Source organism: Enterococcus sp. AMC1251 (assembly GCF_058216535.1).
In genome coordinates, this window is sequence record NZ_CM177098.1 from 2,847,097 (window position 1) to 2,859,635 (window position 12,539).

A 12,539-nucleotide genomic window follows, 5' to 3' on the forward strand; every position below is an offset into this window, starting at 1 on the left:
ATTTTATTAGTTTAACTATTTTGAAATTTTAATAATTAAAACTTCTATTCTGACTATTTTCTTTTACACATTTAGCATATCTGATTTTTTTAAAAGTGACAAGAGAATTTTTCTGCACTGAAATTGAAAAAACATGGTAAACTATAGATACGATAAATAAACGAGGTGTAGAAACTTTATGATTAAATTGATTGCTTCAGACATGGATGGAACTCTACTTGATTCAAAAATGAGCATTTCAAAGGACAATGCATCTGCTATTAGAGAAGCGGAACGTCTAGGTATTGAGTTTATGGTTGCTACGGGACGAGCATATACAGAAGCCAAACCTGCTTTAGACGAAGCTGGAATCAAATGTGCGATGATTACTTTAAATGGTGCCAAAGTATTTGATAAAGCTGGTAACTCTCTTTTCACTGCGGGAATTGACAAAAAAACAACAAGTGAAATCCTAGATATTTTGGATACGCATAATGTATATTTTGAAGTCTCTACAAATAAAGGAATTTATTCTGAGCAACAAGAAAAAAGAATTGAAAACTTTGCTGCTCATATTGCAACAACAATGCCGCACCTAACTTATAAAGTAGCAATTGCAATGGCTGCTGCTCACTTATCTTTACTCGATATCACTTACGTAGACGATATGCGGGCATTGATTGAGCAAAAGGATATCGAAGTGCTAAAAATCATTGGTTTCAGTATGGATGGCCCAAAAGTATTAGGTCCTGCAAGTGCTCAAATTAGACAATTAAACGATTTAGCAGTCACTTCATCTGCTCAAAACAACATTGAAGTCAATCATAAAAATGCGCAAAAAGGCATTGCTGTAGCCCACGTTGCAAAAGAACGAGGACTTTCAAAAAAAGAGGTTATGACAATCGGTGATAATTTCAATGATGTTAGCATGTTGCAATGGGCTGATGTTAGTTTTGCAATGGAAAATGCTGAATTAGAGGTCAAGAGCCATGCTGAATATATCACATCTTCCAACTTAGAAAATGGTGTGGGCGAAGCTATTTTACGAGCTATTCGAGAAAATTTATAAGGACTTAAACGGCTAAACAATGTAGAAAAGAGGTGAGATATGGTGTCAGAGTTTTTTATTCAAGAACAACAATTAAGCAATGTCACAAGAACCATTGTCAAAAATGAAGATGGCAAGTCTCTCTTCCTACTTGTTGGACGTTGGGGAACACGTGGCGATGCGCTTTCTTTATATGCAATGAGCGGCGAATTAGTTGCTAGCATCAGACAAACATCGTTTGCTTTTGGATCACGATTTGAACTATATAAAGGATTTGAAAAAGTCGGCGTGTTACGAAAAATCTTAAATTTAAATGCTGATTTTTACTATATCCACCATTTACATTGGAACGTTTTAGGCGACATTAAAAATCACCGTTATTCCATTTACCAAGTCAATCATAAAATTATGGAGATGAATAAAGCGACACTTTTTTCAGGCGATTATTTTAGTTTGGATGTTACAAACGATGAAGATGCTCCGTTATGTATATGCGTTGCTGCAGTGTTAGATTATTGGCTGTATAATAAAAAAAAGAATTCAAATAATAAGCCAATTATTGGTTGGGGAGCTTGTTAGAAAAAGGTTGGATCAAAAACATTCAGCTCCGAGAAATAAGAAGGTATTCCCAAAAATTATTCTTCACATTTTTGGTGAGTTTCAGCTTATTTCTAACGGAGCTGTTTTTTTACCATCGTTTATTCGCTTATTTTTTTCTGCATATGATCGTACAAATGCCCACTGATCATCATCTCAGCTACATCTTTAAATCCTTTGCGTCTATATAATTTTTTAGCCTCAGGATTTCCTTTATCCACACTTAATCCAATAATATCTTTACCATCTCTTTTAGCCATTTGAGGCAAAGCATCTAATAGTTTTGAACCAATTCCTAGCCCACGATACTTTTCATCAACAGAAATCGAATCCAAATACCATTCATCTGGTAATGTCTCTGGATCAATAAATATTCTTATTTCTTCATCCAAATTGTATTTGCGTAATACTTTTTTTAATGGTTCATCAATTATCGGCTCATCTTCATTTGGATAACCAAAAGCAATTCCTGCCACACGCCCATCTTCTTCATAAACCAACCCTCGCTCATAGCCATAGCGGTAAGTGGGATCTGATACGGCTTCAGCTAAAACGGCTAAAATTGTTTCTTCTGGGATAATTTCTAGCAAAGGCAATTCCATATCTTTTAAAATAACTAATATCAGCGGAGCAATAGCCTCACCGTCTTCTTTTGTTGCAAAACGAATCATTATTATTCCTCACTTTCTTTATTGAAGTGTAACATTTATTGCCTATCCATGCATTATATTCACTTGTTTTTTATTCATTTTAATGTTTAAAAAGGAGGTCATTTGTTTAAGTTACCTTTCTAGATCATGATGCTGGAGGAATGTAAATAGTTGCATAAAAAAGACACTCAATGAGTGCCTTCATTTTTTCTATTGAATTGTAACTTTAACATTATTTCTGCGACCCCAAGTTAGACATTGGTCAACAGAAGGAAAATGCACATCAATGATGTTTCCATTAATTGCACCACCTGTATCTCCAGCCACAGCAAATCCGTACCCTTCTACTTCAACAAATGATCCTAGAGGGATTACACTTGGGTCAACAGCAATCACATTACTTTGTGAACGAAGATCAATCCCAGTTGCAGTGATGTAGCCTGAACCAGCTTCTCTCCATGAATAAGCTGTTGATTGCATGTAAAGTATACGCCCATTTGCTCCACTGCTACCAGTTTCACCACCAGTGTTTGGTGTTTCTTCTGGTTTTGATGGTGGCGCAATCACTGGTTGTTCTTCGCTACTTGAGCTTGAACTACTGCTACCTGAATCACTGCTTGATGATGACGAACTAGTGCTTGAGCTTGATTGTGCACTAGCATCAGCTTTTCTTTGAGCTTCTTCTAATACGGCTTGCTTTTTACGAGCTTCCGCAGCTTTTTTCTCATCTGTGATGCGTTTCTCTTCTGTCTGTTTTTGGTTGGCAATTTGTTGTAACGCAGCTTGATTATCGGATAATTGTTGTTTTAACGTTACTACTTGTTCATCCATTGCTGAAGCTTCATCCTGTAATTTTGTTTCGTTGGTTTGTAATTCTTCTTGTTTCGTTTTTACAGTTTCTTGAAGTTCAGACAATTTTTCTTTATCTTCAGATAGACGATCAATTTTTTCTTTTTCTGCATTTTGTAAAATAGTCATCGCATACGCTTTATTAAAGAAATCTGATACATTTTCAGCATCTAATAATACTTGCCAAGTACGCTGTTCCCCACTTAGTTGGACATCTTTCATACGATTTCCAACAACTTTTTTACGACGTGCAATACTTTGCTCTGTTACAGTAATTTCAGCTTCAGAGTTCTTAATTGTTTCTTCAGCTTTTGAAATATCTACTTTGAGTTTTTCAATTTCAGCATATTTTTCATTAACATCATTCAAAGTTGTATTGATATCTTCACTAAGTGACGCTCCCGTTTGAGTAGCTTGCGCTTCTTTATTCCTCAGCTCATCTAATGACTCTGCTGCTGCACTGATTGGAAGAGCGACATTTACTAGCATGATAGCAGCTAAAAATGGTATCAATTTTTTTACTTTCACTGAATCCAACACCTTTCCTAACTAAATCCAACTCTATCCATTATACTAATCTATAGAGCTTTTTTTATTTCAATAGCGTTACAATTTATTACGTTTCAACGAAAACAGCCTTTTTTCTGTAACATTCCTTACTTTTATTCTTCTTAAGTTAGTTTTGAATTTCTATATTTATCAACGTTTTTCACTAGTATAAGACACAAAATTATACTGTTATACTCAATAGAAATTACTTAGACTTTTTTTTTGCTTTTATTAATGATTTGTTGTACTTCGGAAGGATTTTTCATGTTTTTCAACTTCAAATTAGGATAATTTCTTACCCAACGTTTTTGGTTGAAATTCATATGGGTTAATAATTTTTTTATTGCTGAGGTTTCTTTAAACTCTTCCAACCAAGAATTTCGTTCTATCGCTTTCTCTTGTTTCCGTTCATTGATTTCTTCTGTTACAGTTGCTTTTAATTCTAAGAAATTCACTGAGAATTCATCCCGTTTTTCAGTCAATGCAGTAGTCAGATTTTGTTTATGTTCTTCTACAGCCGTATTGAGTTGCGCTGTAACTTTTTTGAATGATTGCATATTAATGAGTGTGTAAATTATATCAGTAATAATGAGAAGCAGTAAAATAATTGGTAGAATTAGACCAAAATTTTCAGATAGCATCCCCTCAAAATGCAAGACTTTTGGATGAATAACACGTACGATCAACACACAACCAATCCCCCAAAATAGAGATACAGGTAATGCAACCCGACCATTGATATTCAGCGGTACGTCTTTATAATCCCACCAAGAAGCGTGAAACAACTTTTCTAAACCATAACTCGTTACATACTCTAAAATAGTGACTAGAATTGTTGATAAAAAATACAAAACAATGATATTTTGTTTAAGTGGCTCTAAAAAATACAGAACCCCTAAAATACCAAAACCATAGATTGGACAATAGGGTCCTATTAGAAATCCTCGATACACAAATTTTTTGGCTTTCACGGAGCAATAAATTGTCTCCCACAGCCAACCGATAAATGAGTAGATAAAAAATAATAATACGATTTTAATAAATTCATTCATATATTTTCTCCTTCAAAATAGCTTTTACTAGTTATTGTAACAAATAACTATACTTTTAAGCGAGCAACTTTATTCTCATTAAAAATTGATATACAATAGACATGAAGTTTTTTGTACAAACATTCTGTCTTTATCAGCTCTCAAAGCTAGATGAGCCCATACTGTATCTGACTACGCGGGCTAGGTTCTCGAAAAAAGATAAATTATGAACGAGGAAAAAAGGCCTTCGTTAATTTCCCCTTATTTCCTGTCAAAGCTGAACCAACTCGTTCAGTTTTTCATTATATCTAGCTATGTGGGCTAATCTCGTAGAAAAAAGGGGAAAATGGAGTGAGGCAGAAAACGTCTCAAGCAATTGCCTTATTTTTCTACGACCCTAGACAAACCCGCTGCGCTTTTAAATTTTAGGAGGAACCCCATGTTCAATTTATTAACATATGCTAAGAAATACCGCAAGCAAATTATTCTTGGACCTTTTTTTAAGTTTTTAGAAGCTTGTTTTGAGCTAGTTTTACCGTTATTTATGGCTCGTTTAGTTGATCAGGGAATTAGAAATAATGATCGGTCCTATGTGATTCAAATGGCAGGTTGGATGCTTTTGATGTCATTTATTGGACTGATCTGTGTGATGATCTGTCAATATTATTCTTCCATTGCTTCCCAAGGTTTTGGAACTGAATTAAGAAATCAATTGATGAAAAAAATCAACCAACTGTCTCATGCTGAATTAAATAGTTTTGGGACAGACACATTGATCACACGTATGACGAACGATATCAACCAGTTACAGTTAGCTTTGGCGATGCTGATCCGCCTCGTGATTCGTGCCCCTTTTTTAAGCATCGGTTCCGTTATTATGGCTTTTTATATCAATGTACAGATGGGCCTGATTTTTCTGCTGATGCTACCGATTTTTTGTCTTATTCTTTATTTCATAATAAAAACGACAGTTCCTTTATATAAAAAAGTTCAAGAAAAGCTGGACCTGTTAAATCGGCAAATTAGTCAAAATTTGAGTGGCGTAAGGGTTATTCGGGCCTTTGCTAGAAAACAGACAGAAGAAAAACAAGTCAATGAAGTAACGGATGATCTTTCTTCTATCTATATTCGTGTTTCGAATATTTCAGCTTTATTGACTCCTGCTACCACGTTAGTGATGAACCTTGGCATTTTAGCCTTGCTTTATCTTGGAGGAATCAAAGTCGAGATTGGCGGATTACAACAAGGTGAAGTGTTGGCTTTGATCAATTATATGAATCAAATGCTGCTTGCATTGATCGTTGTTTCAAATCTAGTGATCATTTTTACACGCGCTGCAGCATCAGCCACAAGAGTTCAGGAGGTGCTGTCTGTAGAACCTAGCATTCAATCAAAAGAAAATAGTGTCACTTCTGATGGTCAAACAAAAGAAATTGTCTTTGATCGTGTATCTTTCCGTTACCAACCAACTGCTGGATTAGCTCTGAAAGATATTTCCTTAAAAATTCCTAAACACTCAATTTTGGGCATTACAGGACCAACTGGTGGTGGAAAAAGTACGTTGACGCAATTGATTCCACGGTTTTATGATACCAGCGAAGGCAATATATTCTTTGATGGTATCAATGTTCGTGACTGGTCTATAGATAAACTACGCAAAAGAATCGCAATTGCACCTCAAACTGCTGTTTTATTTACAGGTACGATTCGGGAAAATCTTCAATGGGGTAAAGAAAATGCAACCGACCAAGATTGTTGGCAAGCTTTAGAAACTGCTCAATGCAAAGATTTTGTTAAAAATCTTAGTAATGGTTTAGACACACAAGTATACGAAGGTGGAAAAAACTTTTCTGGTGGTCAAAAACAGCGATTGACGATTGCACGTGCCTTGATTCATCAACCTGACGTTTTGATTTTAGATGACTCGTTAAGTGCCTTAGACTATCAAACGGATCTGAATTTGCGAACAGCTTTAAAACAAGATTTAAAAGGAACGACACTCATCATTATTTCTCAACGGATTAGTTCAATTCAACAAGCTGACCAAATTTTAGTTTTAGCTAGTGGAAAACAAGTGGGTTTAGGAACTCACGAAGAATTATTACATCTTTCTAAAGAGTACCAAGAAATCGTCGCTTCACAAGAGGAGGTAAAATAACCCATGGCAACGAAAAAAACAGCAGCCAATTCATTTAATCGTTTCATGCCCTATTTGCTTCGCTATCCAAAGGAAATAACTGCGGCGGTTATTCTGGGTATTCTCAGCGGATTAACCACCGTTTTGATGACCTACTATATAGGGAAATCTGTAGATACGATGATTGGAAAAGGCGATGTTGATTTTACGATTCTCTTGCGATTTATTACCACTTTAACTGGTATTTTGATCATTACTGTGATCAGTCAATGGCTGATTCAGCGTCTAGGTAATCGTGTTTCATATCTCTCTGTGGCAGAACTTAGAAAAAATGCTTTCGCTCATTTAAATCGGCTATCTTTAAATTACTATGATCAGACATCTCACGGAAATATCGTCAGTCGTTTTACAAATGATATGGATAACATTTCTGTGGCTTGCTCTGCAGTTTTTAATCAACTATTTTCTGGACTGTCCGTAGTAATTATTGCCTTTTTCTTTATGTTTAAATTAAGTCCTCTCCTTACAGCAGTTGTTTTGATCACTACACCGATTATTTTTCTAGTCAATTGGATCGTTGCAAAATCGTCTCAGAAAAATTTTTCTGCTCAGCAAAAACTCGTCGGTGAAATTTCCGGCTATGTTTCTGAAATGGTTGGCAATCAAAAAATCGTCAAAGCCTTTCAACAAGAAAATGTTTCTCAGCAACATTTTGAATCATTAAATCAAGACTTATATGTACGTGGACAAAAAGCACAGTTTTCTTCTTCACTCACAAATCCGCTCTCTCGTTTTATCGATCATTTAGCTTATTTATCGATTGGTCTTGTAGGTGGATTGCTGTTGTTAAGCGGTAATCAAGCAATCACGATTGGAGTGATCTCGAGTTTTACTATTTATTCCAGTCAATTTTCTAAGCCTTTTATTGAGTTGTCAGGAATCACCACTCAAATTCAAACTGCTCTAGCTGGATTAGATCGTACATTTGAAATCATCGGTCAAACTGAAGAAAAACCAGATGGTGAACATGCTTTTGCTCTAAATGACGTTACCGGAAAAGTTCTATTTGAACATGTAGATTTTGCTTATACTCCATCAAAACCATTGATTCAAGACTTTAATTTAATTGCCTTTCCCGGTGAAACAATCGCCATTGTCGGAAAAACTGGTGCGGGTAAATCTACTTTAGTCAATTTATTAATGCGCTTTTATGAGGTAGATAGCGGACAAATTTCTATCGACGATCATAACATCACGCAGGTCACAAGAGACAGCTTACGAAAAAGTTTTGGGATGGTTTTGCAAGATACATGGTTATTTGATAGCACGATCCGGGATAATTTGACTTACGGAAATACCGAGGCAACAGAGGAACAGATTGAAGCTGCGATGAAAAAGGCCTATATTTTTGATTTTGTTACTCGCTTGCCTGAAGGTTTAGATACATTGATCGGCGCCAGCGGGATTAAAATTTCCGAAGGTCAACGGCAACTGATGACGATCGCCAGAACAATGATCAGTGATCCGCCTATGCTAATTTTAGATGAAGCAACTAGCTCTGTTGATACGTTGACTGAGAAAAATATTCAAGATGCATTCTTGCAAATGATGGATGGTCGCACTAGTTTCGTAATCGCTCATCGACTTTCTACAATCAAAAATGCGGATAAAATCTTAGTGATGGACCAAGGTTCTGTGGTTGAAATCGGCAGTCATGATGAACTGATTAATAAAAAAGATGGTTATTACCATGCATTGTATGAAGCTCAATTTAAAAATCAATTATAATTAATCAAAGAATACGAAAAAGCCCTCAAACTTCCTTGGGATGTTGGAAAGTTGAGGGTTCTTTTTTATTTTAAATTCGTTAATGATTTACTCAAAAATTGCTGATAAGGTACTTTATTTCCCAAATAGTAAGTAGCAACTACTTGTATTGGGAAAAAGATAATGTTCTTCACGATTCTAGGCGCCCACCAAGCGAGGTTGGAAATATTCACACCATACATCAATCCCAACCACAATGGTGTTAGGAACATATGAATAATCAACGTAACAGATAATGTCGCCATGATTACTCGTTTCCAGGTTAATTCCTTTCTATAATAGAAGAATCCATAAATTGCACCTGCGATAAAAGCATTCAATGTAAAACCAGGAAAATAAGGACCTTTAGGAAATAACAACATGCCCACTGTATCAGCCACAGCACTGCCAATTCCTGTCAAGAATGGACCAAAAAGAATACCCATCAATGACTCTGGTATAAAGGTCAAACTAACTCGTAAAAACTGGGTCTCAAACGAAATAAACCGTGTGAAAACCACCATTAACGCAATCAATAAACTCATCAGCGTAATGGTTCGCGTATCAATCTTTCTTTTTTTCATTTCTAGCATCTCCTCTAAGAGCTGCTACACAAAATATGCAGCGAATGCGAAAACAAAACCGCGAATATAGAAAAGTGGAACGAACTCGTCCAGCTCTGACAGAAAAATAGGGAATACTGATTTTGGCGCTTTTTGCCACTAGCATTATTCATCTTTTTTCCGAAGAGCTAGTTCGTGCAACTAGATCATAGAAAAGTGGAACGAACTCGTCCAGCTCTGACAGAAAAATAGGGAATACTGATTTTGGCGCTTTTTGCCACTAGCATTATTCATCTTTTTTCCGAAGAGCTAGTTCGTGCAACTAGATCATAGAAAAGTGGAACGAACTCGTCCAGCTCTGACAGAAAAATAGGGAATACTGATTTTGGCGCTTTTTGCCACTAGCATTATTCATCTTTTTTCCGAAGAGCTAGTTCGTGCAACTAGATCATAGAAAGTGGAACGAACTCGTCCAGCTCTGACAGAAAAATAGGGAATACTGATTGTGGCGCTTTTCGCCACTAACATTATTCATCTTTTTTCCGAAGAGCTAGTTCGTACAGCCAGATTACTGTTCTCATGTATTCTTCGTCCGAAAGGCAACATCCCATCCTTTCAGCACTTAACGCTTTGTTTCCTACTCTGATTTATTTAGGCCTAAGCCTAAGTGAAATATAGCATATTCCCTACATTGCTGCAACAAACTTTGACTAAAATGGTGAAAACGATAATGGCTTATTATCGGCTTCGTGAACAACATTTCTAAAGTCGGCAAACCCCGCTTGCAAGCCCCTTAATAAAATTTCAGCCGTACCTATATTGGTTGCCAAAGGAATCTCGTAAACATCACATAAACGGATCAAAGCTGTAACATCTGGCTCATGAGGTTGAGCAGCTAATGGATCCCGTAAAAATATCACCATATCCAACTTATCTTCTGAAATCATTGCTCCAATCTGCTGATCACCACCTAATGGTCCAGACTTAAACCGATGAACAGCCAAGCCAGTAGCTTCTGAGATTCTCAAACCAGTTGTTCCCGTAGCAAATAGTTCGTGTTCTTTTAATATTGGTTGATACGCCAAGGTTAATTTGACCATTAATTCTTTTTTTCGATCATGTGCTATCATTGCAATTTTCATCCATAACCCCTCAATTCAGTTCTTTTTCTCATTATAGCAAAGTCTTCCATCATAGAGTTAAAGGAATGTTTGCTTCTTTGTCACTTTGACGAAAAAATAGATTCTTTCTTGTGCAATCTTCCGTTGAGGTTGTATAGCGCTTTCATTTATACTAAAGATACAATAAAAAAGAAAAGAGTGACGAGAATGGTAGAAATGGCGTTAAAACATGTTTATAAAAAATATGATAATGCAGAAAATTATTCTGTAACAGATTTTAACTTAGAAATTGCAGACCGAGAATTTATCGTTTTTGTAGGACCTTCGGGTTGTGGTAAATCAACTACACTAAGAATGATTGCAGGACTTGAAGATATCACGGAAGGTGAACTTTCCATTGGTGACAAAGTAATGAATGATGTTGCGCCAAAAGATCGTGATATCGCAATGGTTTTTCAGAATTATGCCTTATATCCTCACATGACAGTCTTTGACAATATGGCCTTTGGTTTAAAATTACGTAAATATGACAAAGCTGAAATTAAAAAACGAGTAGAAAACGCAGGTGAAATTTTAGGGCTAACTGACTATTTAGACCGTAAACCAGCTGCCTTATCTGGTGGACAACGTCAACGTGTCGCCTTAGGTCGAGCAATCGTGCGTGATGCAAAAGTATTCTTGATGGACGAACCTTTATCAAACTTAGATGCAAAATTACGTGTAGCGATGCGTGCCGAAATTGCTAAGTTACATCGTCGTCTAGAAACAACAACCGTCTACGTTACCCATGACCAAACAGAAGCCATGACTATGGCTGATCGGATCGTCATCATGAAAGACGGTTTTATCCAACAAATTGGTTCTCCCAAAGAAGTATACAATACTCCAAATAACATCTTCGTCGCAGGCTTTATCGGATCGCCTGCCATGAACTTCTTTGATGTTACATTAAAAAACGGAGTCATTCGTGATGGACATGGATTAGAGCTTATCATTCCAGAAGGAAAAAATAAATTATTGGTTGAAAAAGGGTATGAAGGAAAATCAATTATTTTCGGTATCAGACCAGAAGATATTCACAGTGAGCAAGTTGCTTTAGATACCATGAATAATGCTGTTGTACGCTCTGAAGTTGTGGTATCCGAATTATTAGGTGCTGAAACAATGCTTTATACAAAATTAGGCGACACAGAGTTTATTTCAAAAGTGGATGCTCGTGATTTTCATAGACCAGAAGAAATGGTTGATTTAGCATTCAATATCAATAAAGCTCACTTCTTCGATCCTGAAACAGAACAAGTTATTACATTACCTTAACCCCCATTGGGTAGCAAAAAAAAGAAAATATTTTTCGAGTCAGGAATATGACTCGAAAAATTATGTCCATCCTCATCTTTTTTTATGCGACTGGTTCGGTCTCTCGGGGAAGGTTGTCTACTTTTACTCGATCCATTTTTTTCGCCTGACTAAATACTGGAATATCAAATTGTTTACTTAACGAATTTGCCACAAAATAAGCAATATTATAATCGATTAGGCTATGGATTAATCCGCCAATACCCATCAACAAAAAGATTGAGTACATGTATCCTTGAGCATAATATGTTTCCGGCATATTCCCCATCGTGTAAAAAACACTAACTACAACCAATTCTGCAGCGGAATGTATTATGCCAATCACAAAATTAAATAATTGAAAACGACCATTAAATAAGACAAATTTATTCTTAGATAAAACGATTGTTGGGTATTTCTGTAAATAAAATGCCCCTATTACTGCAAAAAGTAAATGAGAAAGTGCTCTTAAAGCTATAATGGGTGTCGCCGATAGAAAAAAACCAAAACCTGTTCCTAAACTTACCGAAATTGCTACTCCTGGTGAAAAAAACATTGCTAAAAATACTGGAACATGGCTAGCTAAAGTAAAAGAAGCTGGCCCTATCGTAATCCGCGGCATAATCATAGGAATGATGATACCCATTGCAACTAGTAAAGCTGAAATTGTTAAATGTCTGACTGAATTTTTTTTCATGCTCTCCTCCGATGTGTCTTGACATATATGGCACTATTTATTTTAAGGGAGACACACCGATGTGTCAAGACACATCTGGATTTATTTTAGTAAAAATAGATTCCACCTACTCTTAGTTCAATAGCCTAAAAAACTCAACAATTCGAACAACAGAATCGAATTGTTGAGTTTTTTTAC

11 protein-coding genes and 1 riboswitch are annotated in these 12,539 nt (G+C 36.1%); of the genes, 5 read left to right on the forward strand and 6 right to left on the reverse strand.

What is annotated here, in order from left to right:
* Positions 1-178: 178 nt before the first annotated feature.
* Together AC4BBR_RS13465 and AC4BBR_RS13470 are read left to right on the forward strand one after the other, a co-directional pair.
* Positions 179-1,048 carry a Cof-type HAD-IIB family hydrolase gene (locus AC4BBR_RS13465; RefSeq protein ID WP_490460018.1) on the forward strand — a complete coding sequence of 290 codons (870 nt, stop codon included), beginning with the start codon at positions 179-181 and terminating at the stop codon, positions 1,046-1,048.
* Positions 1,049-1,090: 42 nt separating this feature from the next.
* Complete coding sequence (locus tag AC4BBR_RS13470) at positions 1,091-1,606, forward strand: LURP-one-related/scramblase family protein (RefSeq protein ID WP_490462127.1); 516 nt, start codon at positions 1,091-1,093, stop codon at positions 1,604-1,606.
* A gap of 119 nt (positions 1,607-1,725) precedes the next feature.
* On the opposite strand, the gene AC4BBR_RS13475 is transcribed toward AC4BBR_RS13470, so the two are convergent.
* The 3 genes from AC4BBR_RS13475 to AC4BBR_RS13485 form a co-directional block, all read right to left on the reverse strand.
* On the reverse strand, positions 1,726-2,295 hold the full coding sequence (locus AC4BBR_RS13475; protein WP_490460019.1) for a GNAT family N-acetyltransferase: 570 nt from the start codon (positions 2,293-2,295) through the stop codon (positions 1,726-1,728).
* A 189-nt stretch (positions 2,296-2,484) separates the two neighbouring features.
* On the reverse strand, positions 2,485-3,660 hold the full coding sequence (locus tag AC4BBR_RS13480) for a 3D domain-containing protein (protein WP_490460020.1): 1,176 nt from the start codon (positions 3,658-3,660) through the stop codon (positions 2,485-2,487).
* Positions 3,661-3,881: 221 nt separating this feature from the next.
* Positions 3,882-4,724: a putative ABC transporter permease gene (locus AC4BBR_RS13485; protein WP_490460021.1), complete on the reverse strand. Its 843-nt coding sequence runs from the start codon at positions 4,722-4,724 to the stop codon at positions 3,882-3,884.
* 418 nt (positions 4,725-5,142) lie between these two features.
* Between AC4BBR_RS13485 and AC4BBR_RS13490 the strand changes: the two genes are divergently transcribed.
* Positions 5,143-6,861, forward strand: a complete 1,719-nt coding sequence (locus AC4BBR_RS13490) for an ABC transporter ATP-binding protein (RefSeq protein ID WP_490460022.1) — start codon at positions 5,143-5,145, stop codon at positions 6,859-6,861.
* Between the two features lie 3 nt (positions 6,862-6,864).
* On the forward strand, positions 6,865-8,628 hold the full coding sequence (locus tag AC4BBR_RS13495; protein ID WP_490460023.1) for an ABC transporter ATP-binding protein: 1,764 nt from the start codon (positions 6,865-6,867) through the stop codon (positions 8,626-8,628).
* Between the two features lie 65 nt (positions 8,629-8,693).
* Here the strand turns inward: AC4BBR_RS13495 and AC4BBR_RS13500 are convergent, their stop codons facing one another.
* Together AC4BBR_RS13500 and mgsA are read right to left on the reverse strand one after the other, a co-directional pair.
* Positions 8,694-9,230 (reverse strand): folate family ECF transporter S component, encoded by a 537-nt coding sequence (locus AC4BBR_RS13500; protein WP_490460024.1) that lies wholly within the window; start codon positions 9,228-9,230, stop codon positions 8,694-8,696.
* A 528-nt stretch (positions 9,231-9,758) separates the two neighbouring features.
* Positions 9,759-9,856: riboswitch (THF riboswitch) on the reverse strand.
* Between the two features lie 63 nt (positions 9,857-9,919).
* Positions 9,920-10,351 (reverse strand): methylglyoxal synthase, encoded by a 432-nt coding sequence (mgsA, locus tag AC4BBR_RS13505; protein ID WP_490460025.1) that lies wholly within the window; start codon positions 10,349-10,351, stop codon positions 9,920-9,922.
* Positions 10,352-10,537: 186 nt separating this feature from the next.
* On the opposite strand from mgsA, the gene AC4BBR_RS13510 reads away from it, so the two are divergent.
* Positions 10,538-11,647 carry an ABC transporter ATP-binding protein gene (locus AC4BBR_RS13510; protein ID WP_490460026.1) on the forward strand — a complete coding sequence of 370 codons (1,110 nt, stop codon included), beginning with the start codon at positions 10,538-10,540 and terminating at the stop codon, positions 11,645-11,647.
* An 82-nt stretch (positions 11,648-11,729) separates the two neighbouring features.
* Here AC4BBR_RS13510 and AC4BBR_RS13515 read toward each other — a convergent pair whose 3' ends face one another.
* Complete coding sequence (locus AC4BBR_RS13515; RefSeq protein ID WP_490460027.1) at positions 11,730-12,362, reverse strand: hypothetical protein; 633 nt, start codon at positions 12,360-12,362, stop codon at positions 11,730-11,732.
* Positions 12,363-12,539 lie beyond the last annotated feature (177 nt).